This is a genomic window from Paenarthrobacter sp. NPDC091711, assembly GCF_044756605.1.
Taxonomy (GTDB): Bacteria; Actinomycetota; Actinomycetes; order Actinomycetales; family Micrococcaceae; genus Arthrobacter.
Genome location: NZ_JBIVTF010000001.1, coordinates 157142 through 180706 on the forward strand (window position 1 = coordinate 157142; position 23565 = coordinate 180706).

A 23565-nucleotide genomic window follows, 5' to 3' on the forward strand; every position below is an offset into this window, starting at 1 on the left:
GTGAGGCGGGGAAAGGGGAGACGAGCGATGACTGAAGTCACTTCAGCGCACGTGCCGTCGCGGGTTGTTCTCAATCAGGCGGACATTGATCGTGCGCTCACTCGTATCGCCCACGAGATCCTCGAAGCCAACAAAGGCTCCCAGGACCTGGTCCTGTTGGGCATTCCCAGCCGCGGCTATCCCTTGGCTGTGCGGCTTGCCAACAAGATCGCTGCCGCCGACCCCACGGTTAACGCAGACACCATGGTTGGTCAGTTGGATGTCACCATGTTCCGTGACGATCTTTCCCATCAGCCCACCCGGCCCCCACGCCACACCCGGCTCCCGCTGTCAGGCATAGATAACAAAGTTGTTGTCCTGATTGACGACGTCCTGTACTCCGGCCGGACCATCCGCGCGGCCCTGGATGCCTTGGTTGATCTTGGCCGCCCACGCATCGTCCGTCTTGCGGTGCTGGTGGACAGGGGACACCGTGAGCTTCCCATCCGCGCGGATCACGTGGGCAAGAACCTGCCCACTTCCTCATCGGAGAAGGTCCGGGTCCATCTCGAGGAGATCGATTCCGTAGACGGCGTGCCCGTCAATGAGGTTGTTATCGAGGCCGGCAAGTGAAGCACCTTCTGTCCACCGAAAACCTCAGTCTTTTCGACGCCATCCGTGTTCTGGACACCGCGGAGGAAATGTCCGCCGTCGGCGAGCGTGAAGTAAAGAAGCTCCCGGCACTGCGCGGCCGGACGGTGGTGAACCTCTTCTTCGAGGACTCCACCCGTACCCGCATCTCCTTTGAGGCGGCAGCCAAGCGACTGTCAGCCGATGTCATCAACTTCGCTGCCAAGGGATCTTCGGTCTCCAAGGGGGAGTCCCTCAAGGACACGGCGCAAACACTTGCAGCCATGGGTGCGGATGCCGTCGTTATCCGGCACTGGGCCTCCGGCGCGCCGCACCGGCTTGCTGCCACCGACTGGATCGACGCAGCCGTCATCAATGCTGGCGACGGCACCCATGAGCACCCTACGCAGGCACTGCTGGACGCCTTCACCATGCGTCGGCATTGGTCACAGGTCAACGGCATTGAGTCCACGGGGGCAGACCTCAAAGGCATGCGGGTAGCGATTGCCGGCGATGTCCTGCACTCGCGTGTTGCCCGTTCAAATGTGTGGTTGCTCAAGACCCTTGGTGCCGAGGTCACGCTTGTGGCGCCACCCACGCTGCTGCCCATCGGCGTCGAGCACTGGCCTTGCAAGGTCAGCTACAACCTGGACGAGACACTGGAAGCCGGCATCGACGCCATGATGATGCTGCGCGTCCAGGGTGAGCGGATGAACGCCTCGTTCTTCCCGTCAACCCGCGAGTACTCCCGCCGCTGGGGGTTCGACGACGCAAGGCTCCGCGCGCTGGACGATCTCGGCATGAAGGACACCATCATCATGCACCCCGGCCCCATGAACCGTGGCCTGGAGATCTCCTCGGCAGCCGCCGATTCGCCGCGTTCAACCGTTCTCGCCCAGGTGCGAAACGGTGTCTCGGTCCGTATGGCCGCCCTTTACCTGCTGCTCTCCGGGGATTCCCGTGAAGCCGCCCCGAACTTAAGCCAGTCCAGCAAGGAGACCAACTGATGGCCGAGAACACCTACCTGATTCGTGGGGCCGCCATCCTCGGCGGCGAAGCTGAAGACCTCTTGATCCGCGACGGCGTCATTGAAGCTCGCGGCAAGGACCTTTCCGCGGAGGACGCAACCGTCATCGACGCCCAGGGCCTCGTTGCACTGCCGGGCATGGTGGACGTTCATACCCACTTGCGCGAACCCGGCCGTGAAGACGCCGAAACGGTGGAGACCGGCACCCGCGCCGCGGCGCTGGGTGGCTTCACCGCCGTCCACGCGATGGCCAACAGCAACCCGGTGGCGGACACTGCGGGCGTTGTGGAGCAGGTTCACAGCCTGGGACGGGCGTCCGGCTGGGTGGATGTACGCCCTGTTGGTGCAGTCACCGTAGGTTTGGCCGGGGAACAACTGGCAGAGCTCGGCGCCATGGCGGATTCCCGCGCCCAGGTCCGGATGTTCTCCGATGACGGCATCTGCGTTCACGATCCCGTCATCATGCGCCGCGCCCTGGAGTACGTCAAAGCGTTCGACGGCGTGGTGGCCCAGCACGCGCAGGAGCCCCGCCTGACCGCCGGTGCACAGATGAACGAAGGCGCAGTGTCCGCCGTGCTGGGACTTACCGGCTGGCCCGCCGTCGCCGAGGAAAGCATCATTGCCCGGGATGTCCTGCTGGCCCAGCATGTGGGTTCCCGCCTCCACGTATGCCACGTTTCCACTGCAGGATCCGTGGAAATTGTCCGCTGGGCCAAGGCACGGGGCATCAACGTTACCGCCGAGGTCACACCGCACCACCTGCTGCTGACCGACGAACTGGTCCGCAGCTACGACCCCGTCTACAAGGTCAACCCGCCGCTGCGCACCGATTCCGACGTCCAGGCGCTCCGTGAGGGCCTGGCCGATGGCACCATCGACGTCGTGGGAACCGACCACGCACCGCACCCCAGCGAGCATAAGGAATGTGAGTGGGCGCAAGCAGCAATGGGCATGACCGGTCTTGAGACCGCCTTGTCCGTGGTGCAGGAGACCATGATCGAAACCGGCCTCATGACCTGGGCGGATTTCGCCAGGGTTACCTCGTTCACGCCTGCAGTGATAGGACGCGTCGCGGATCAGGGCCGCCCCCTGGAGGTTGGCGAACCTGCGAACGTCATCCTGGTGGACCCGGCTGCGCGTTGGACCGTTGACCCGCATAAAATGGCAACCATGGGCCGCAATTCACCGTTCAAGGGCAAGGAGCTGCCCGGATCCGTGGTGGCGACCTTCTTCAAAGGCCACCCCACGGTCCTCAATGGTCAGCTCAACAGGCCTTACAGGTACCCGGCAGTCAGCGGCAACTAATGGACAACCAAACACTGACCGTGCTCATCACGGTGCCGTTGATCGTCGTCGTCCTGGCGATGATCTGGCTGGGATGGCGGAACCGGCTGAGGCGACAAGCCGACGTCGAACGTCTCCCTGAGGTTCCGGAGCAGCTGACCCCGGCCACCGTGGTGGCAGATGGCCAGTACGTGGCCACCACCACGGCCGGCGACTGGCTGGACCGGATCGCAGTCCAGGGCCTGGGTATCCGGACCAACGCGGAGCTGAGCATCCATGCTGAAGGCGTGTTGTTCGACCGTTCGGGTGCCGCCCCGGTGTTCATCCCGCGCTCCGCACTGGTGGATAGCCGCGAAACCAACGGAATGGCTGGAAAGTTCGTTGAAAAGGACGGACTCCTGGTCATCAACTGGAAGCTTGGCTCCCGTGAACTCGACACCGGCTTCCGATCCAGGCACGCAAGCGACAAGCAGCTCCTCCTCGATGCCCTTCAAGAATTGATCTCCGCAGCCCCTCAGGCAGATGCCGATAGTGGAAAGTAATAAAGTGACGGATAGTAAAGCAGCCACCACCCCCACCCCCTCAGCAGCAGTACTCGTGCTCGAAGACGGCCGCATGTTCCGCGGCCGCAGCTACGGAGCCCAGGGAACCGCTCTAGGTGAGGCAGTCTTCGCCACCGGCATGACCGGCTACCAGGAGACCATCACCGACCCCTCCTACGCACGCCAATTGGTGGTTCAGACTGCGCCGCATATCGGGAACACCGGCGTGAACAGCGAAGATGCTGAGTCCCGCCGCATCTGGGTTGCGGGGTACATTGTGCGCGATGCCGCACGCCGCCCGTCCAACTGGCGCTCCGAACGCAGCCTCGATGACGAACTCGTTGATCAGGGAATCGTCGGCATCCAGGGTGTGGACACGCGTGCCATCACCCGCCACCTCCGCGAGCACAAGACCATGCGCGCAGGCATTTTCTCCGGCGAGGCCGCTCAGGCCACGGACAAGGAACTGTTGGAAACCGTCCTGGCCAGTGCTCCCATGGAAGGCGCAGCGCTGGCTGAGGAAGTCTCCATTGATGAGGCCTACGTGGTGGAACCCAAGGACCACGGCTGGGACGGCGAGCCGCGCTTCTCCATCGCGGCCGTTGATCTTGGCATCAAGGCAATGACACCGGTGCGCTTTGCAGAGCGAGGCGTCCGCGTCCACGTTCTGCCCGCCACGTCCACCCTGGAAGACGTCAACGCGGTCAAGCCCGACGGTTTCTTCATGTCCAACGGGCCCGGCGACCCCGCCACTGCAGACCACCAGGTCTCCCTCCTGCGCTCAGTGCTGGACGAGAAACTTCCGTACTTTGGCATCTGCTTCGGTAACCAGATCCTGGGCCGCGCCCTGGGCTTCGGGACCTACAAGCTCCGTTACGGCCACCGCGGCATCAACCAGCCCGTGATGGACCGCCGGACCGGCAAGGTGGAAATCACCTCGCAGAACCACGGCTTCGCCGTTGATGCGCCGCTGAACGGTTCCACCGTGGCGCCGGAAGAGCGCTACGGGCGGGTGGAAGTCAGCCACGTTTCTTTGAACGACGACGTCGTTGAAGGACTCGCCTGCCTCGACATCCCCGCGTTCTCGGTCCAGTACCACCCTGAAGCCGCGGCCGGCCCGCACGATGCCGCGTACCTCTTCGACCGCTTCATCGACCTCATGGCCGACACCAAGGCCCAGGCCACAGGCGCCGTCGCCGCAAAGAACACCGACTCCAAGACTGAGGACAAGAAGTAATGCCCAAGCGTACAGATCTCAAGAGCGTCCTTGTCATCGGTTCCGGCCCCATCGTCATCGGCCAGGCGGCCGAGTTCGACTACTCCGGTACCCAGGCGCTTCGCGTCCTCAAGGAGGAGGGCCTGCGGGTCATCCTGGTGAACTCCAACCCGGCCACCATCATGACGGACCCCGAGTTCGCCGATGCCACCTACGTTGAGCCCATCACCCCGGAGGTGGTGGAGAAGATCATCGCCAAGGAGCGTCCGGACGCCATCCTGCCCACCTTGGGTGGCCAGACGGCCTTGAACACCGCCATCGCGCTGGACAAGAACGGTGTGCTGGAGAAGTACAACGTGGAACTCATCGGCGCGAACATCGCAGCGATTGAGCTCGGTGAAGACCGCGAGAAGTTCAAGGGCGTCGTGGAGCGTTGCGGCGCTGAATCTGCCCGCAGCCACATCATCCACACCATGGAGGAGGCCTTCGCTGCTGCGGAAGACCTTGGTTACCCGATGGTGGTCCGTCCTTCCTTCACCATGGGCGGACTGGGTTCAGGCCTGGCGTACAACGAGGACGACCTCCGCCGCATCGTTGGCCAAGGCCTCCAGTACAGCCCCACCACCGAGGTCCTGCTCGAAGAGAGCATCCTCGGCTGGAAGGAATACGAGCTGGAGATGATGCGCGACAAGAACGACAACGTCGTTGTTGTGTGCTCCATCGAGAACTTCGACCCCGTAGGTGTCCACACCGGCGACTCCATCACGGTTGCCCCGGCGCTGACCCTCACGGACCGCGAGTACCAGAAGCTGCGCGATGTCTCCATCGCTGTTATCCGCGAAGTGGGTGTGGACACCGGAGGGTGTAACATCCAGTTCGCCATTGACCCCGCCACGGGCCGTGTAGTGGTCATCGAGATGAACCCGCGCGTATCCCGGTCCTCCGCCCTGGCCTCCAAGGCAACCGGCTTTGCCATCGCCAAGATCGCCACCAAGCTGTCCCTTGGGTACACCCTGGATGAAATCCCGAACGACATCACGCAGAAGACGCCGGCCTCGTTCGAGCCCACGCTGGACTACGTTGTGGTCAAGGTTCCGCGCTTTGCCTTTGAGAAGTTCCCGGCAGCGGACAACACCCTCACCACCACCATGAAGTCGGTGGGTGAAGCCATGGCCATGGGCCGCAACTTCACCGAGGCCCTGCAGAAGGCCCTCCGTTCCCTGGAGCAGAAGGGCTCACAGCTGGACTTCAGCTCCGTGCCGGAATACGAGGTTGCCGAGCTCATTGAGAAGGCCAAGCGTCCCACCACGGACCGCCTGCACCAGGTGCAGCGCGCGCTCTTGGGCGGTGCCACGGTGGAAGAGGTCTTCGACGCCACAAAGATCGATCCTTGGTTCCTGGATCAGCTGCAGCTCTTGAACGAGACCGCGCAGGAGATCCGCAAGGCCGGCGTGCTCACTGAGGAAATGCTGCGCAACGCGAAGCGCCATGGCTTCTCCGATGAGCAGATCGGTGCCCTGACGCACAACAACGAAGCTGTGGTTCGCGGCGTCCGCCAGGCCCTGGGCATTCGCCCGGTCTACAAGACGGTGGATACCTGTGCCGCTGAGTTCGCCGCCTACACCCCGTACCATTACTCGTCCTATGACGAGGAAGATGAAGTAGGCCTGCACGCCAAGCCCTCCGTCATCATCCTTGGCTCCGGGCCCAACCGTATTGGCCAGGGCATCGAGTTCGACTACTCCTGCGTCCACGCCTCGATGGCCCTGCGCAAGGCCGGCTATGAGACGGTCATGGTCAACTGCAACCCGGAGACGGTCTCCACGGACTACGACGTCTCCACGCGCCTCTATTTCGAACCGCTGACGCTTGAGGACGTCCTCGAGGTCATCGCCGCGGAAGAGCGCACCGGCGGCGTCATGGGCGTCTTCGTGCAGCTCGGCGGCCAGACCCCGCTGAAGCTGGCACAGCAGCTTGCCGACGCCGGGGTGCCGATTTTGGGCACATCGCCCGAAGCCATCGATTTGGCAGAGCACCGCGGCGCCTTCGCCCGCGTGCTGGATGAGGCCGGACTGACCTCCCCGAAGAACGGCACCGCCGTTTCCTTCGAGGACGCCAAGAAGATCGCCGACGAAATCGGCTACCCGGTCCTGGTTCGTCCGTCCTACGTCCTGGGCGGCCGCGGCATGGAGATCGTCTATGACGAAGCCAACCTCTCCCGTTACATCGCCAATGCCACGGAAATCACCACGGACCACCCGGTGCTGATTGACCGATTCCTTGAAGACGCCGTCGAAATCGACGTCGATGCTCTCTTTGATGGCACCGATATGTACCTCGGCGGCATCATGGAGCACATCGAAGAAGCCGGTATCCACTCCGGTGACTCTGCTTGCGTGCTTCCGCCGATCACCTTGGGCAACAACGTGATCGAGCGTGTGCGCACGGCAACCCGCGCCATTGCCGAAGGCGTGGGCGTCCGCGGCCTCATCAACATTCAGTTCGCCCTGGCCTCCGACGTCCTGTACGTCCTTGAGGCCAACCCGCGTGCTTCGCGTACGGTTCCGTTCGTCTCCAAGGCAACTGGTGTGCAGATGGCCAAGGCGGCAGCCCTTATCGGTACAGGGGTGACCATTAACCAGCTCCGCGGTGCCTACAAGATGCTGCCGGAAAGCGGTGACGGTTCCACCCTCCCGTTGGACGCCCCGGTTGCTGTCAAGGAAGCAGTCCTTCCGTTCAGCCGCTTCCGCACTCCCGAAGGCAAGGTTGTGGACTCCCTGCTCGGCCCGGAAATGCGCTCCACCGGTGAAGTTATGGGCATTGACAAGCACTTTGACACGGCGTTCGCCAAGAGCCAGGCTGCCGCCAACAACGCTTTGCCCACCGAAGGCAAGATCTTCGTTTCGGTAGCCAACCGTGACAAGCGTTCGGTGATCATGGGCGTCAAGCGCCTCTCGGACCTTGGCTTCGAGATTGTCTCCACCGGTGGCACAGCAGATGTCCTGCGCCGCAACGGCATCCAGGCGACTCCGGTTCGCAAGGTGGCCGAGGGCAGCAGCGCCGAGGGTGAGGGCACCATCGCTGATCTCGTCATCGCCGGCGAGATCGACATGGTCTTCAACACGCCGTCGGGCGGAGAAGCCCGCAGCGACGGATACGAACTCCGTGCAGCGGCAACGTCCATCGGCATTCCCTGCATCACTACGGTTGCCGAGTTCAACGCCGCAGTGCAGGCCATTGAGGCGCTGCGCACCTATGAGTGGTCGGTGACCAGCCTGCAGGAGCACGCGGCCAACCTGGCAGCAGCAGTGGAAGCAGCCAATGCCTGAGTCTGCCGCATCACAGCAAGGGCAGCAGCCGGCCCGGGAGTCCTTTGGCTCCCGGCTGGCTGCGGCCATGGCCGCGCGCGGTCCGCTGTGCGTCGGTATCGACCCCCACCCACAGCTCTTGGCTGAATGGGGATTGAACGACGACGTCGCCGGCCTGGAACGCTTCTCGCTGACAGTGGTGGAGGCCGTCGCTTCCCTCGCTGCCGCAGTCAAGCCCCAGGTGGCGCTCTATGAGCGTCACGGCTCCGCCGGCATGGCTGTGCTGGAACGTACCCTCGCTGCCTCCGCGGAGGCGTGCGTCCTCAGCATCGCTGACGCGAAACGTGGCGACATCGGCTCCACCATGGCGGCTTACGCGGATGCCTGGCTGCGGGACGGTTCGTCCTTGGCTGCGGACTCGGTGACGCTGAGCCCGTACCTTGGCTTTGAGTCGCTGCGCCCGGCACTGGACCTCGCTGCGCAGTACGGCAGGGGAGTGTTTGTGCTTGCGCTGACATCGAACCCTGAGGGGAAGTCCGTCCAGCACGTGGGCGGGGCCGATTCCGTGGCCCGGAGAATTACCGCCGCCGCCGCCGTCGAAAACCAGCGCTACGGTGGTTCCCTCGGGTCTGTTGGCCTGGTGGTGGGGGCAACCATCGGTTCTGCCCTGTTTGACTTGGATATCGATCTTGAGGCTGTCCGCGGTCCCATCCTTGCTCCTGGCCTAGGTGCCCAGGGTGCCACTCCAGCCGACCTTCGAGCGACTTTCGGCGCTGCGTACCCCACTGTCCTGGCGACTTCCAGCCGGGGGATCCTGGCCGCCGGGCCGTCCCTGGCAGGGCTGCGTGCCGCAACGGAGGAGACACTGGACGGGCTTCGCTCGGAGTAAGTTGCGCACCCTCATTGCGCAACCGGGCCCCTGCCGGTAGGTTCAGGATCAGTCCGCGTGATCTGGATCACAATCGCGATCTGACAGGGGTTTGGCAGTGGGCCTTAAAGAGCTGACACCGCAGGAGCGTTCCGATGCCCTCGAGAAGGCTGCGAAGGCGCGGGCTGTACGCGCTGCAGCCAAGGAACGCCTCAAGCGTGGCGAGGTGAGCATTGCCGAGTTGATCTCCTCAGGTACTACCGATGAGGCGATTGCGCGCATGCGGGTGGTGGAATTGCTGGAGGCCCTGCCGGGCATTGGTCCGGTCAGGGCAGCCGGAATCATGGCTGAGATTGGCATTGCCGGATCCCGGCGGATCCGGGGGCTGGGAATTCACCAGGCCCGGGCGCTGGTAGATTTTATGGATACCCAGCAAAGCGTTTGACGCATCTCCCCGAAGGAATCCGTGAGCAAGAAACCCGGACTGACTGTCCTTGCAGGCCCCACTGCCGTTGGCAAGGGAACCGTATCCACCTACATCAGGGACAACTATCCAGAGGTTTGGCTCTCGGTCTCGGCAACCACCCGGGCTGCGCGTCCGGGCGAGAAGGATGGCATCCACTACTTCTTCAAGTCCGCCGAGGAGTTTGACTCCTTGGTCTCCGAGGGTGAACTCCTGGAGTGGGCTGTGGTGCATGGCCACAACCGCTACGGTACGCTCCGCAGCACTGTTGACGCGGCAATCGCTGATGGCAAGTCTGTCCTGCTGGAGATTGACCTCCAGGGTGCGCGGCAGGTCAAAGCAGCGGTCCCGGACGCGAATTTCGTGTTCCTGGCACCGCCCAGCTGGGACGAAATGGTCCGTCGATTGGTGGGCCGAGGCACGGAAACTCCCGAGGAACAGCAGCGCAGGCTGGAAACCGCTAAACTGGAACTTGCTGCTGAACCGGAGTTTGACCACACCGTCATCAATGACGACGTTCGCCGGGCAGCGGACGAGCTTGTTTCACTCATGGGGCTTACCCCGCACCAGCGCTAAGCGCTTGCATTTGTTGGCCCGCTAAAATTTGGAGAATTCGTGTCCACGAACCTTGAAGGCATCATCAACCCGCCGATCGATTCGCTGCTTGAGGCTGCTGATTCCAAGTACGGCCTGGTCATCTTCGGCGCCAAGCGCGCCCGTCAGATCAACGCCTACTACGCACAGCTCCACGAGGGCCTGTTCGAGTACGTCGGCCCGTTGGTTGACACCAAGCTGAACGAGAAGTCGTTGTCCATCGCCCTGCGCGAGATCAACGAAGGCTTGCTGGTTTCCACGCCGATTGAGCCCGCAGAATAATAAAGACTGCCTGTTGACGGAGGTCACGTGCGCATAGTCCTCGGAGTCGGGGGAGGGATCGCAGCCTATAAGGTTGCATCGCTCCTCCGGCTTTTTACTGAAGCCGGTCACAAGGTGACGGTCATCCCCACGGAAGCCGCTACCCGATTCGTCGGAGTGGCCACATGGGAAGCCCTCTCCGGTAACCCTGTGAGCAACAGCGTCTTTGACGACGTCGAGAAGGTCAATCACGTCCGTCTGGGTCATGAGGCGGATCTTATGGTGGTGGCTCCTGCCACCGCAGACCTCTTGGCCAAAGCAGCGACCGGACAAGCGGGAGACCTCCTTACCAACACGCTTCTCATGGCCCATGGGCCGGTTCTGTTTGCTCCTGCGATGCACACGGAAATGTGGCAGCACGCGGCAACCCAGGCCAACGTAGAGACGCTGCGCAGTCGTGGCATCACCGTGCTGGAGCCTGCCTCCGGTCGCCTGACGGGCTCGGATTCCGGGCCTGGGCGCTTACCGGAGCCGGAGGCGATTTTTGCTGCTGCCATGGCTCTTGCCGGCTCGGAAGCGTCACCGGCCCAGGGCAGCCATTCCGGTGTCCTGGCGGGACGTATCGTCACCATTTCCGCCGGCGGCACAAGGGAGGCGCTGGATCCTGTCCGTTTCCTGGGCAACCGGTCCTCCGGAAAGCAGGGTGCGGCGTTGGCCGCTGCCGCCCTGGCTGCCGGAGCCACAGTTCGTTTCCTTGCCGCACACATGGACGTCGAGCCGCCTGCCGGAGTGGAGCTTGTACGCGTTGAATCGGCCCTGGAACTACGCGAAGCCGCGCTGACAGCGGCAGTGGATTCCGACGTCGTCATCATGGCCGCTGCTGTTGCGGATTTCCGTCCCGCAGAGGTTTCGGACACCAAGATCAAGAAGGTCGACGGCGAGGACGCTCCAGTAGTGCGGTTGATCCGGAACCCGGACATCCTGCATGAGCTCGTGGAACGTCGTAATGCCGACGGCGGTCAGCAGTTGATTGTCGGTTTCGCAGCCGAAACGGGCGATGCCCAGGGCGACGTCCTGGACCATGCGACCGCCAAGCTCAAGCGCAAGGGCTGCGACCTCTTGGTAGTGAACCAGGTGGGCATCGGCCGGGTATTCGGCCAGGATGACAATTCGGTGATTGTTCTGTCCGGTCACGGTGCCGACCCCGAGTCGGCCGCCGGCTCAAAGGCCGACGTCGCGGCTGCTGTGATTGATCGGGTGGGCACCGAACTGACCCGCGTCTTCCCGGCTATGTAACTGAGCCCACACCCGAATTCTTAGCAAAGGGACACACGGCAGATCCCGCCGTCCCGCAACCCAGTAAGGTGGTCGAGTGACTTTACCGCTGCACCATGAACACCATGGCACCCCGTCCAAGCTCCGGCTCTTCACGTCCGAATCGGTCACGGAAGGGCACCCGGACAAGATCTGCGACCAAATCAGCGACTCCATCCTGGACGCGCTGCTGGCTGCTGATCCGGAATCCCGCGTGGCCGTTGAAACCATGGCCACTACCGGCTTGGTGCACGTGGCCGGTGAGGTTACCACCGACGCTTACGTGGAAATTCCGCAGATTGTCCGCGAGACCATCCTGGGCATCGGCTACGACTCGTCGGCCAACGGATTCGACGGCGCCCGCTGTGGTGTGTCCGTGTCCATCGGCCAACAGTCCAACGACATCGCCGGAGGCGTGTTCAACTCACTTGAGGCCCGTGAAGGCCGCCAGGAGGACGACTACGACCTCCAGGGTGCGGGCGATCAGGGAATCATGTTTGGCTACGCCAGCGATGAGACGGCCTCTTACATGCCTACGCCCATCTGGCTCGCCCACCGTTTGTCAGAACGCCTCACGGAAGTCCGTAAGAACGGCGAGCTGGCCTACCTTCGCCCGGACGGTAAGACGCAGGTCACCGTAGGATACGACGGCGATCGGCCGGTTTCCGTGGAAACGGTGGTCATCTCCAGCCAGCACGCCGAAGAGGCAAGCCTTGAGCAGCTTCGCGCGGACCTGGCCAGCTACGTGATCGATCCCGTCATGTCGGCGTCCAACCTGGACATCTCACATGCTGCCAACATTCTTAACCCTGCCGGCGCTTTTGTTATCGGCGGTCCTGTAGGCGATGCCGGGCTCACGGGCCGCAAGATCATTGTGGACACTTACGGGGGATTCTCGCGCCACGGTGGTGGAGCTTTCTCCGGCAAGGATCCGTCCAAGGTGGACCGCTCAGCCGCTTACGCCATGCGCTGGGTTGCCAAGAACGTGGTGGCGGCCGGCCTGGCCAAGAGGGCTGAGATTCAAATCGCCTACGCCATCGGCCAGGCACGCCCGGTGGGAACGTACGTTGAGACCTTCGGCACGGAAACGGTTGACCCGGCCCGCATCAGTGAAGCGATCGACGAGCTGTTCGACCTCCGTCCGCGCGCCATCATTGACGCACTGGACCTCAAGCGGCCCATTTATGCCAAGACGGCTGCGCACGGTCACTTCGGTCGAGATGACCCGGATTTCACGTGGGAACGCTTGGACCGCGTGGCCGACCTGAAGGAATACTTCAACGCCTGAGCCCACAACGATCGGCTGGCAGCAGACGCATCAACCTCAGGTTGTTGTATTGTCAGTGGCCCGTGATTGGCTGGTGCCAGAGAGATGCCCGCAGCGGGTCTATCCCGCTGCGGGCATTCCGGGTTAATACTGCCTGGTGTTATTCCGCGATCAGAGTTGGAGGTGAAGTGCATGGCAGGACACGAGGCCCAGCCGTCGTTGCTTCAACCCTCGTTGCTTCAAGGTTTTCCGGATCGCGCGCCGGTCAATGGGCCGCCGCTTGCCGCTGAGAATCCCGTGGCGCGGGTGGCGCTCGAATCGTCCCTGCCGCATTTGGACAGGCCCTTCGACTACAGCGTTCCTGCAGAGCTCGCCGAGGTTGCTGCGCCCGGCGTCCGGGTGAAGGTCAAGTTCAACGGCCAGGAGCTCAACGGATACATCATTGAACGGCGTGCAGATTCGGATGCTGCGGCGCCCTTGAATACCCTGCACAAAGTGGTGTCCCCGGTTGCGGTACTGACCCCGGCCACTATGGAGCTGGCCGGTACAGTGGCTGCCCGTTACGCCGGAACCCTGAGCGATGTCCTTCGAACGGCAATTCCTCCGCGGGTGGCCAAGGTGGAGAAGGAACTTCTGGCCGGAGACTTCGAGGCCGGGGTCGCTGACCTGAAACCGGCCACAGATGCTCGCGCTTGGGCTTCTTACAGCAATGGTGAGCCTTATCTGCAGCACCTTGCCAATGGCGGTTCACCAAAAGCTGTCCTCACGGCCCTTCAGGGGTTCGGTCCTGATGGCTGGCCGGCCCTGGTGGCTACGGCAGTTGCCACCGTTCGCTCGTCGGGACGTGGCGCGGTAGTGGTGGTACCGGATTATCGGGATCTGGAGCAGTTGGAGGCAGCGCTTGCCAACGTCCTGCCGTCGTCGGACATTGCCCGCCTCACGGCGGATGACGGGCAAACGCCCCGCTACAGAAACTTCCTGCGGCTTCTGAGCGGGACAGCGGGAGTGGCCATCGGCACTCGTTCAGCGGCCTATGCTCCTGTGCGCGACCTTGGTTTGGTGGTGTGCTGGGACGACGGCGATGACCTCCACATCGAGCAAAGGGCGCCTTATGCGCACACCAGGGAAGTCCTTCTGTTGCGTGCCGAGCAGGAGAACGCCGCTTGCCTTATGGCCTCCCATAACCGAAGCACCGAACTCCAACGCCTTGTGGAAATGCAATGGGCGGTGCCCATTGAGGCACCCCGAAGTACTGTCCGCGCCACGGCGCCCCGGGTCCTCAACACCGCTGACAGCTACGAACAAGAACGTGATCCTCTGGCGCGTATTGCACGATTGCCCGGTGCGGCGTGGCGGGCAGCCAAAGAAGGCCTCGAACGCGGCCCGGTTTTGGTCCAAGTGGCCCGGGCCGGATACGCGCCGTCGCTGGTGTGCGAGACGTGCCGGGAACTTGCGCGCTGCAACGCTTGTCAGGGGCCGCTGGCAGTGTCCAGCAGTTCGGCCATGCCAGCGTGCCGGTGGTGTTCCACGCCAGCCCCACAATGGCGCTGCATGCACTGTAGCGGAACAAGACTGCGCCGGGGGGCGGCAGGAGTCATGCGGACGGCAGAGGAGCTGGGGCGGGCCTTCCCCGGCAAGGCCGTAGTCACGTCATCCGGTGAGCACATCAAGGCAACTGTCCCGGATGCCCCTGCGCTGGTGGTCGCAACGGTCGGTGCTGAGCCGGTTGCGTCCAACGGATACGCGGCAGCGTTGTTGCTGGACGGCAACTCGTTGCTCCGGCGTGAGAACCTCCGCGCAGGGGAGGATACCGTCCGCCGGTGGTTCAATGCCGCTTCCCTTGTGAAGCCGGCCAGCCAGGGGGGACTCGTGGTGATCACTGCGGACGATACCGCGGCGACGGGAGCACTGTTGCGGTGGGACGCCGCCGGATTTGCATCACGGGAACTGGCGCTGCGGAAGGAACTACAGCTGCCCCCGGCAGTCCGGGTGGCTTCCGTGACCGGCCCCAGGGCCGACGTCGTGCATTTCAGTGACGCCTTGGAAGCCAATGCCGAGCTGGCCTCGATAGCCAGGCTACGCAAAGCCGGACCTGCACCCGTGCAACTGTCCGGCAGTAATCAGGTCTCCGCCAGCACGGTGGAGAGCCATGCGGAGGTCCGGACGCTCTACTTCATTCCGTACGCAGACGCCGCCGAGACCACCCGGGCCATGCGGGCCGTTAAGGTGGCCAACGCCGCCAAGCGGACGTCGGGCCCGGTGCAGTTGCGTTTGGATGGCGTCGACGTCCTCTGACCCCGGCTGTCCCCTCGGCTACGCCTTGGGTCGACGCCGAGCCATGACTTCTTCGGCCGCGGCCAGGAGCTGACGTGCCGACTCGTCCCAGTTGAATTTTGCAGCGCGTTCCACCGATGTTCGGGAGCGCTCCTGCCACAGTGAGTCCTCGCCCAGTGCAGTGACAGCCGCCGCGAACTCGGCCGGAGATTCAGGGTGGACGTAGCTGACGGCGTCGCCGCCCACCTCACGGAAGATGGGAATATCGCTCGCGATGACGGGAGTACCCAGGGCCATGGCCTCCACCAGCGGCAAACCGTATCCCTCGGCTCGTGAAAGGCTGGTCAGGGCAGTTGCCCGCAGCAGGAGTTCGTCGTACTCGGCGTCCGTGACACCGTTGTGGAACACCACCTTGGCTCCGTCGGGAACCAGGGCCTCCAACTCAGCTCTGCGTTGCGGGGTGATCCTGCTGAGCAAGTGCAGGGTGTACCCGGACAGCCCGGACATGCCCCGGATCATGGTTTCCACGTTCTTGTACGGCATGAACGAACCCATGTAGAGGATCGACTTGTCTGCCCCTGCTTCAGGGTTGCGAGGTGTTTGACCTGGTTGGGGTGCGTTCCCCACTATGCGTACGGGGCGCTTCGTCAGCGTGTACTTGGCCATGAGGGCTTCGGTGGTGCGGCTGATGGTAGCCACGATGTCAGCGCGGTTGAGCAGGAGCCGCTGCGGCCAGAACGCCTTGTGGTAAAGCCTCCACAGCAGCCGCACGGGTGCGGGCAGGAAGCCCGGGGGAGTCGGGTGTTCGTAGTAAATGAGGTCGTGAAGGGTCAGCACCAGCCCGTATTTGCGGCCAAGGGTGCCCATGGTCTGCATGGGACAGACCACCACGTCGGCACCAAGGGGGTTGACCTTGCGGGCCACGAACAATTCCATGGGCGACAGTGGGCTGTTGATCAGTACGTACGGGACGTCGGGGAGGAGGGCCAGTTGGCGCTTGTCGCTGATCAGCATCGTGACGTCGGCGATTTTGGACGTTGCGGCTATGAGGCTGGAACCGTAGCGGCTGATGCCATCGTGATGGTCCGTTCGGGTAAAGCGGGCGTCGATGACAATTTTCACGCGGGATGTTCCTCCAGGAAGGTGCGGATTGCTTCGGCGGCCGGAACCGGCGTCTCGTAGTGGATCAAATGCCCGACGTCGGGAATCACTTCCAGCTTCGCCTCGGGTAGTCGCTTCATGAGTTTGTACTGGTTGGGAAGAGTGGCGATCTCGTCCTTTTCCCCTGCGATCAGGAGCACGGGGAGAGTCAGTTCCTCCGCTACCTGGGCGACGTGTCCCGAGACAGAGGCTTTGAAGGACTCCAACAGGCTTTTCCGGTCTGCGAAGGCACTGAAGTAGGCATCGTGTTGGCCGTGGATGAAACGGCGCAGGTTTTTGTCTTTGGTTTTCGCCATGGTGATGCTCATGACGCGGACAATCACGCGATTCCGCAGGACCGCCAGCCCCAGAGGGCGGGGAAGCTTCGCCGAGGCCTGGTAGTACAGCACGGCAAGTTTGGTCATGATTCCCTTGGGACCCTCAAGTGCCGGTGCGGCTATGGGATTGATGAGGATCAAGGGAAAGACGGCGCCCGGATGCGAGGCGGCAAAGTGACTGGCCACGATCGACCCGAAGGAGTGGCCCAGGAGTACGGTCTTGGGGCCCAAGCCGAGGGCGCTCATGAAGCCGGTGATGAACTGGCCGTAGCGTTCAACAGAGTGCTCGCCATCGACGAAGGGTTCGGAGCTTCCGAAAGCCGGCAGGTCCGGCATGATGATGCGCATCTCCGGAAGCTGGTCCGCTACACGCAGCAGGCCGTGGTGGTCGCCCCGGAACCCGTGGATGACCAGGATGGTCCGGGTCGCGGGCGTGGCGGACACGGGCTCGTACGTCCAGTAGGCAACATTGCTGCCGTCCACGTCCACATCCGAGGCGTGCGTGCGGCCTGGCAGGGCTGTGCTGAAGAATTGGCTGGGGGCCTGCGCTCCGTCAGGTGTGTGCGCGGTGTCCACTGTTTCCATACGGATGGTCCTACTTCACGTTGTCCGGGTGCGACCCGGTCCGATGGTGGCGTTCGAGTCCTGCGATGCCGTCCATGTCGGCAGCATCCAGTTCGAAGTCATAGACGGCAAAATTTTCCTTGATCCGCCCGGCAGAGCTTGCTTTGGGGATGACCAGATTTCCCACTTGGAGGTGCCAGCGGAGAATGACCTGCGCGGGTGTCCGGTTGTACTTGTCCGCCAGTGCGGTAATGGCGGGGTCGGCCAGGACCTGTCCGCGGCCCAGCGGACTCCAGGCTTCTGTGGCGATGCCGAGCTGTTCGTGCAAAGTCCGCAACCGGGTCTGCTGTAGCCAGGGGTGCAGCTCGATCTGGTTCACCGCCGGAACAACTTCAGCCTTCTGCATCAGCTCTTCCAAGTGTCCGGGCTGGAAGTTGGACACGCCGATGGCCCGCACTTTGCCTTCCCGGTACAGGGTCTCCAGGGCTTTGTATGTCTCTGCAAAGAGTCCCCGCCCGGCACAGGGCCAGTGGATGAGGTAGAGGTCCACAAAGTCCAGCCCAAGGTTGGAGATGGAGGTATCGAACGCCCGGAGTGTGGCATCGTAGCCGTGGTCGTCGTTCCAGACCTTGGTGGTGACGAAGAGGTCCTCCCGTGCAAGTGCGTTTACGGATTCGCCGGAGCCGCCGGTGCCTCTGTTCGCTTCGGTGGCGTCTCCGATCGCACCGCCAAGCGCCCGGCCCACCCCCACTTCGTTGCCGTACATGGCGGCTGTATCAAATCGTCTGTAGCCCTCGCCCAAGGCCGTGGCAACCAAGGCTTCTGCGTCGGTGGCAGGAACTTTATAGAGTCCGTATCCCATGCGGTCCATCTGTACGCCGTTGTTAAGCGCCAACTTGCTCGATGTCAGCTTGGAAGGGGATCTCATAGCAACGACTCTACCCATTCCTTGCACGATTACTTCAGGAATGGCCGTTGAAACTCACCAGGCGTCGGGCTGAGGCTTCGTCCAGAATAAGGTCAGTTGCCAGCCCGGCTGCCAGGGCTCCTTGGAGTCCATTGATCTTGGATGCCCCGGAGACCACACAGATCCGGCGCCTGACTTGACGCAACTGTTCATGGCCGGGACCGGTTGACCTCTCGTTGAGGGTGATGCCGTCCGAGGACCCGTCACTCCTGAAGAAGACCGTTGCGACGTCGCCAACCACGTCGTCGGCGGCCAGCATGGTGAGGTCGTGTTCATCGAGGTATCCACCGGCGTACACGTGGCTCGGGTAATCGGAATCCACCGATCCGACGCCGAAGATGGCGATGCTCATGCGGGCCTGCAAGTCCAGGATGCGTTGAACGCTGCGCTCATTCCACATGGCCGTCTTGGTGGAGGCATGGTCAAAAAATGCCGGAACAGGGAACTGCTCCACACGGGCACCGTAGGCGCTGCCGAAGCGCCGCATGATGTCACTGGCATAGGTAATGCCGGTGGTTTGCATGTTTCCGGCTCCGTTGAGTTGAACCACGATGCTGTCGTGCGTCACCTTGCGGGTGAGGTGCCGGCTCACCGCGCTCAGCGTCGCGCCCCAGGCCACGCCGATGATGGCATTGGAGTCCACCAGGGGGCCGATTGTTCGTGCAGCCTGCATGGCGACGCGGTCCAAGGTCTCAGCCTCGTTGAGAGTATCCAGTACCGGGACCACGTGGACGTCCACGCCGTATTGGTTCCTGATCTGGCTCTCCAGCTCAGGACCGGTATCAAACGGGCTGCGAATCTGGACCTGAACCAGCCCAGTTTCCCTCGCCGAGGACAGCAGCCTGGACACCGTGGATCGGGACGTGCGGAGCTCTCGGGCAATCGCATCCATGGTCAGGTCTTGCAGGTAATACATCTGTGCAGCCCGGAGCGCATCAGAGTGACGTGATCGTGCCATCTCATTTCCTTCCTGCACGTTTGTGCAAATAGCTTGACTCCATTTTCCACCTTCGCAAGATTAGTGGTGAACGGTGCAGCAGCGAGTGGCGCGGCGCACGAACCAAGCCCAAGGGAGCAGTTTTGGGACACAACAAGATTTCCGGTACCTCACAGCACACTCAGCGCGACTCCGTCGTTGCACTGCAGGAGCGGCCCTCGGCCAAGGTGCTCATCATTGGCGGAGGCATCAACGGTGTGGGAACGTTCCGCGATCTCGCCCTCCAAGGCGTGGACGTCGCACTTGTTGAACGCGGTGACTACTGCCAGGGCGCCAGTGGAGCTTCGTCCCACATGATCCACGGCGGCATCCGCTACCTCGAGAACGGTGAGTTTCGGCTGGTCCAGGAATCCGTGGTTGAGCGCAACAGGCTCCTGCGGATCGCTCCGCACTACGTGAAGCCCCTGCAGACCACCATCCCGATCTTCAGCACGTTCTCCGGAATTCTGTCTGCGCCCATGCGGTTCCTCACCCACAAGCAGGGTAAGCCCAAGGAACGTGGAGCGTTCCTCATCAAGGTGGGCCTGAGCATGTACGACTTCTTCTCCCGTGACGGCGGGAGCGTTCCCCGCCACCAGTTCCGTGGCCGGACGAAGGCCCTTGCTGAGCTCCCCAAGCTGCACTCCGGAATCAAATACGCGGCCACCTACTTTGATGCTTCCGTTCACAACCCGGAACGCCTGACCCTGGACGTCTTGCAGGATGGCGAGAAAGCGGGCCGTGGTGGCGGACTTCCGGGAGGAAGCGCCCGGGCCAGCAACTACGTCTCGCTCGTCTCCATGGGCTCGGACGGAGTCCGGCTCCGCGATGAACTGACCGGCAAGGAATTCGACTTCCAAGCTGACGTGATCGTCAACACCACGGGCGCATGGGTGGACCTCACCAACCAGGCCATGGGCGCCGTCAGCAAGTTCATGGGCGGTACCAAGGGATCGCACATCGTCCTGGACCACCCGGAACTGCTCGCGGCCTGCAACGGGCGCGAAATCTTCTTTGAGCACACAGACGGTCGCATCGTCCTGATCTACCCCATGGGTGACCGGGTGCTTGTTGGCACTACCGACGTGGACGCCGATATGTCCGAGGATGCTGTCTGCACCGACGAAGAGATCGACTACTTCTTCGACCTGGTTGGCCACGTGTTCCCCACCATCAAGGTGGAGCGCGAACAGATCGTCTACAGTTTCGCCGGTGTCCGTCCCTTGCCGCGCCACGACGAAACACAGCCCGGATTCGTCTCACGCGACTACCGCATTGAACGCAGCGTCCGTTCCGGCAGCGACGCCGTCGCAACCCCGGGCGGTAAGGCCGCCGTCGTCCTCAGCTTGGTGGGTGGCAAATGGACCACGTTCCGCGCTTTGGCCGAGCACATGACCAACGACGTCCTGCGCGAACTGGGCATGGACCGCAAAGTCTCGACGGCGAAACTCGCCATCGGCGGCGGTGCCGGCTTCCCTGCCACCGAACAGGGCGAACAGGAATGGATCAAGAAGCACATGGGGCCGGGCCTGGACGCTGACCGCGTAGCCGTCCTGCTGACCCGCTACGGAACCCGGGCAGACGCCGTCATTGAGTACCTCAATGCCGGACACGACGCACCGCTGCGTTCCACCCGCGAGCTAAGCGTCCGGGAACTGGCCTTCATGGCTGAGCACGAGCAGATCGGGCACCTGGTGGATGTGCTCATCCGCCGGACGTCGCTCGCATTCCGTGGCTTGGTTACCGGGGAGCTGCTCAATGAGATCGCCGCGGCACTGGCAGAACCGCTCGGCTGGGACGCGACTGCCCGCGAGGCGGAAATCCGCCACGCCCAGGAAGTCCTGCAGAGGTTCCACAAGGTTGACGTGCACAGTCTCGTAGCCTGACACCAAGCAGCGGAAAAGCTTGACCGTCCCAGAGTGCGGTGGGGGCGGAATGGGGTAGGTGGACCCGCCAGGGGAACACCACACCGGGACGGTTCCGGAGACAACGGAACCGTCCCAACAGCCTCTTCACCCGCGAGGGGGCTGACAACAGAAAAATGAGGAGTCAAAGATGTCTCTTGGAATTGTTTTCCTTTCCGAAGTATTCGGAACCATGATGCTGACCCTGCTGGGTTGCGGTGTTGTGGCAAACGTTGCGCTCAAAGGCACCAAGGGCAACAACGCTGGATTCTTGATGGTGACGTGGGGCTGGGGTATTGCGGTCTTCGCGGGCGTTTTCGTGGCCGCAAAGTCCGGCGCGCACCTTAACCCGGCCGTCACCCTGGGCTTGCTGGTCAACGGCAAAGCAGAATACGCTCCCGGCGTCCCTGTGGATTTCGCCTCCACCCTGACGTACTTCGGTGCTGAACTGCTCGGCGCCTTCCTGGGTGCGGTCGTCTGCTGGCTCGCCTACAAGCAGCACTTCGATGAAGAACCCCTTGCAGCAAACAAGCTGGGCACCTTCTCCACCGGCCCGGCCATCCGTTCCACTCCCTGGAACCTCGTTACCGAAATCATCGGCACGTTCGTCCTGGTCTTCGTCATCCTGACCTTCGGCGGCACCCCCTCAGGCCTCGGCCCGCTGGCAGTAGCACTGCTTGTTGTCGGTATCGGTGTTTCCCTCGGTGGCCCCACCGGCTACGCCATCAACCCTGCACGTGACCTTGGCCCCCGCATCGCCCACGCCCTCCTTCCCATCAAGGGCAAAGGCTCCAGCGACTGGGCCTACTCCTGGATCCCCGTAGTCGGCCCCCTGGTAGGCGGCGCCCTTGCCGGTCTGGTAGCCCTGTGGGTACCGGACATCATGCCCGCCATCGCCGGCTGATTCTGCACCACACCCAACCGCACATTCGACAAACACTGAATAGCTAGCAAACTAAGACAAGGACGTCACCATGAATCAATACGTCATCGCCATCGACCAGGGCACCACCAGCTCCCGCGCCATCGTTTTTGACCACACGGGCAACATCGTCTCCACCGGCCAGATGGAGCACGAGCAGATCTTCCCTCAGGCCGGCTGGGTGGAGCACAACCCCGCCGAAATCTGGAACAACACCCGGGAAGTTATTGCCTCAGCCCTGTCCAAGGCGAACCTGACGCGGCACGACATAGCCGCCGTCGGCATCACCAACCAGCGCGAAACCGCCGTCGTCTGGGACAAGAACACCGGCGAAGCTGTCTACAACGCCATCGTCTGGCAGGACACCCGCACGCAGCCCATCGTCGATGAACTGGCACAGGACGGGGGAGTGGAGCGTTTCAAGCAGAAGGTGGGCCTTCCGCTGGCAACATACTTCTCCGGCACCAAGATCAAGTGGATCCTGGACAACGTGGACGGCGCCCGCGAACGCGCCGAAGCCGGTGACCTCCTCTTCGGCAACACCGACGCCTGGGTCCTCTGGAACCTGACCGGCGGCGTGGACGGCGGTGTGCACGTCACCGACGTCACCAACGCCTCCCGCACCCTGTTCATGGACCTCGAAACGCTCCAATGGGACCAGGAAATCCTGGACGTCTTCGGTGTTCCAGCCTCCATGATGCCTGCCATCAAGTCCTCTTCCGAGGTGTACGGACACGTCCACACCTCGCAGTTGCTTCGCGAAACGCCAGTAGCCGGCATCCTCGGTGACCAGCAGGCAGCAACTTTCGGTCAAGCCGCGTTCCAGCCGGGCGAAGCCAAAAACACCTACGGCACAGGCTGCTTCCTGATCTTCAACACCGGCGAAGAGATCGTTCACTCCAAGAACGGCCTGCTCACCACCCTCGGATACAAACTGGGAGACGCCAAACCGCACTACGCCCTCGAAGGATCCATCGCCGTCACCGGGTCCCTGATCCAGTGGCTCCGCGACAACCTTGGCATGATCAGCTCCGCCCCCGAGGTAGAGGAACTTGCCGCCGGCGTTAAGGACAACGGTGGTGTTTACATCGTCCCTGCATTCTCGGGACTGTTTGCACCGTACTGGCGTGCAGACGCACGCGGAGCAATCGTTGGCCTTACCCGCTTCGCCAACAAGGGCCACATCGCCCGCGCAGCCCTGGAAGCAACTGCTTTCCAGACCCGCGAGGTGCTCGACGCCGTCAACGCCGACTCGGGTGTCCCGCTCACCGAGTTGAAGGTCGACGGCGGTATGGTCGCCAACGAGGCACTCATGCAGTTCCAGGCTGACATCCTGGGCGTACCCGTAGTCCGTCCTAAAGTAGTCGAGACCACGGCCCTCGGCGCTGCCTACGCCGCCGGCCTCGCCGTCGGCTTCTGGAAAGACCTCGGCGAGCTCAGTGCCAACTGGAACGAAGACAAGCGCTGGGAACCGCAACTGCCGGCAGAAGAGCAGGAGCGTCAGTTGCGACTCTGGAAGAAGGCCGTCACAAAGTCCATGGACTGGGTCGACGAGGATGTGAAGTAGTTCAAAAAAGGGGCCGATGACTCCCGCCTGCCCGCTTCGCGGTGCCCACCACACCATGGCGGGGAGTCATCGGCCCCTTTTTCGATGTATGAGGGGACGTCTCAGACCATGGGTCTTGTCGGCGGGAGGATGGGTAGACGTGCGCTATTGTAGATCTATG

20 protein-coding genes are annotated in these 23565 nt (G+C 62.8%); 16 read left to right on the forward strand and 4 right to left on the reverse strand.

Annotated features, from left to right (window positions below; translation table 11 throughout):
- Positions 1-27 precede the first annotated feature (27 nt).
- The 13 genes from pyrR (at position 28) to ACIQH5_RS00845 (ending at position 15048) form a co-directional block, all read left to right on the forward strand.
- Positions 28-612 (forward strand): bifunctional pyr operon transcriptional regulator/uracil phosphoribosyltransferase PyrR, encoded by a 585-nt coding sequence (gene pyrR, locus ACIQH5_RS00785; protein ID WP_024816826.1) that lies wholly within the window; start codon positions 28-30, stop codon positions 610-612.
- Positions 609-1616, forward strand: a complete 1008-nt coding sequence (locus tag ACIQH5_RS00790; RefSeq protein ID WP_062069492.1) for an aspartate carbamoyltransferase catalytic subunit — start codon at positions 609-611, stop codon at positions 1614-1616. The genes pyrR and ACIQH5_RS00790 overlap by 4 nt, the downstream gene beginning before the upstream one ends.
- The gene (locus ACIQH5_RS00795; protein ID WP_400399430.1) at positions 1616-2941 is read left to right on the forward strand and encodes a dihydroorotase; all 1326 of its coding nucleotides are present in this window, start codon (positions 1616-1618) and stop codon (positions 2939-2941) included. Before ACIQH5_RS00790 ends, ACIQH5_RS00795 begins: the two co-directional genes overlap by 1 nt.
- Positions 2941-3462: a hypothetical protein gene (locus ACIQH5_RS00800; RefSeq protein WP_400399432.1), complete on the forward strand. Its 522-nt coding sequence runs from the start codon at positions 2941-2943 to the stop codon at positions 3460-3462. Before ACIQH5_RS00795 ends, ACIQH5_RS00800 begins: the two co-directional genes overlap by 1 nt.
- Positions 3443-4699 (forward strand): glutamine-hydrolyzing carbamoyl-phosphate synthase small subunit, encoded by a 1257-nt coding sequence (gene carA / locus ACIQH5_RS00805; protein ID WP_400399434.1) that lies wholly within the window; start codon positions 3443-3445, stop codon positions 4697-4699. The genes ACIQH5_RS00800 and carA overlap by 20 nt, the downstream gene beginning before the upstream one ends.
- Entirely contained in the window at positions 4699-8007 is a 3309-nt protein-coding gene (gene carB / locus ACIQH5_RS00810; protein ID WP_400399436.1) for a carbamoyl-phosphate synthase large subunit, read from the forward strand. Before carA ends, carB begins: the two co-directional genes overlap by 1 nt.
- Positions 8000-8875, forward strand: a complete 876-nt coding sequence (gene pyrF / locus ACIQH5_RS00815; protein WP_400399438.1) for an orotidine-5'-phosphate decarboxylase — start codon at positions 8000-8002, stop codon at positions 8873-8875. Before carB ends, pyrF begins: the two co-directional genes overlap by 8 nt.
- 97 nt (positions 8876-8972) lie before the next feature.
- Positions 8973-9299 carry an integration host factor, actinobacterial type gene (gene mihF, locus ACIQH5_RS00820; RefSeq protein ID WP_024816819.1) on the forward strand — a complete coding sequence of 109 codons (327 nt, stop codon included), beginning with the start codon at positions 8973-8975 and terminating at the stop codon, positions 9297-9299.
- A gap of 21 nt (positions 9300-9320) precedes the next feature.
- Positions 9321-9893: a guanylate kinase gene (gene gmk, locus ACIQH5_RS00825; protein ID WP_400399440.1), complete on the forward strand. Its 573-nt coding sequence runs from the start codon at positions 9321-9323 to the stop codon at positions 9891-9893.
- A 39-nt stretch (positions 9894-9932) separates the two neighbouring features.
- The gene (rpoZ, locus tag ACIQH5_RS00830; protein WP_017197559.1) at positions 9933-10193 is read left to right on the forward strand and encodes a DNA-directed RNA polymerase subunit omega; all 261 of its coding nucleotides are present in this window, start codon (positions 9933-9935) and stop codon (positions 10191-10193) included.
- A 27-nt stretch (positions 10194-10220) separates the two neighbouring features.
- Positions 10221-11468: a bifunctional phosphopantothenoylcysteine decarboxylase/phosphopantothenate--cysteine ligase CoaBC gene (coaBC, locus tag ACIQH5_RS00835; protein ID WP_400399442.1), complete on the forward strand. Its 1248-nt coding sequence runs from the start codon at positions 10221-10223 to the stop codon at positions 11466-11468.
- Between the two features lie 76 nt (positions 11469-11544).
- Positions 11545-12774 (forward strand): methionine adenosyltransferase, encoded by a 1230-nt coding sequence (gene metK, locus ACIQH5_RS00840; RefSeq protein ID WP_024816815.1) that lies wholly within the window; start codon positions 11545-11547, stop codon positions 12772-12774.
- 171 nt (positions 12775-12945) lie between these two features.
- Complete coding sequence (locus ACIQH5_RS00845; protein ID WP_400399444.1) at positions 12946-15048, forward strand: primosomal protein N'; 2103 nt, start codon at positions 12946-12948, stop codon at positions 15046-15048.
- Between the two features lie 18 nt (positions 15049-15066).
- On the opposite strand, the gene ACIQH5_RS00850 is transcribed toward ACIQH5_RS00845, so the two are convergent.
- The 4 genes from ACIQH5_RS00850 to ACIQH5_RS00865 are packed head-to-tail and all read right to left on the reverse strand — an operon-like array spanning position 15067 to position 18994.
- A complete protein-coding gene (locus ACIQH5_RS00850; RefSeq protein WP_400399446.1) occupies positions 15067-16149 on the reverse strand; it encodes a glycosyltransferase family 4 protein in 1083 nt (360 codons plus the stop codon).
- Positions 16146-17090 (reverse strand): alpha/beta fold hydrolase, encoded by a 945-nt coding sequence (locus ACIQH5_RS00855; protein ID WP_400399448.1) that lies wholly within the window; start codon positions 17088-17090, stop codon positions 16146-16148. The genes ACIQH5_RS00850 and ACIQH5_RS00855 overlap by 4 nt, the downstream gene beginning before the upstream one ends.
- Before the next feature lie 10 nt (positions 17091-17100).
- Entirely contained in the window at positions 17101-17997 is an 897-nt protein-coding gene (locus ACIQH5_RS00860; protein WP_400399449.1) for an aldo/keto reductase, read from the reverse strand.
- 34 nt (positions 17998-18031) lie between these two features.
- A complete protein-coding gene (locus tag ACIQH5_RS00865; RefSeq protein ID WP_159734070.1) occupies positions 18032-18994 on the reverse strand; it encodes a sugar-binding transcriptional regulator in 963 nt (320 codons plus the stop codon).
- A gap of 122 nt (positions 18995-19116) precedes the next feature.
- Between ACIQH5_RS00865 and ACIQH5_RS00870 the strand changes: the two genes are divergently transcribed.
- From ACIQH5_RS00870 to glpK, 3 genes are all read left to right on the forward strand, one after another.
- Positions 19117-20898, forward strand: a complete 1782-nt coding sequence (locus ACIQH5_RS00870) for a glycerol-3-phosphate dehydrogenase/oxidase (RefSeq protein WP_400399451.1) — start codon at positions 19117-19119, stop codon at positions 20896-20898.
- 169 nt (positions 20899-21067) lie between these two features.
- Positions 21068-21820, forward strand: a complete 753-nt coding sequence (locus tag ACIQH5_RS00875; RefSeq protein ID WP_062069535.1) for an MIP/aquaporin family protein — start codon at positions 21068-21070, stop codon at positions 21818-21820.
- Positions 21821-21890: 70 nt separating this feature from the next.
- Positions 21891-23405, forward strand: a complete 1515-nt coding sequence (gene glpK / locus ACIQH5_RS00880; RefSeq protein WP_062069539.1) for a glycerol kinase GlpK — start codon at positions 21891-21893, stop codon at positions 23403-23405.
- Positions 23406-23565 lie beyond the last annotated feature (160 nt).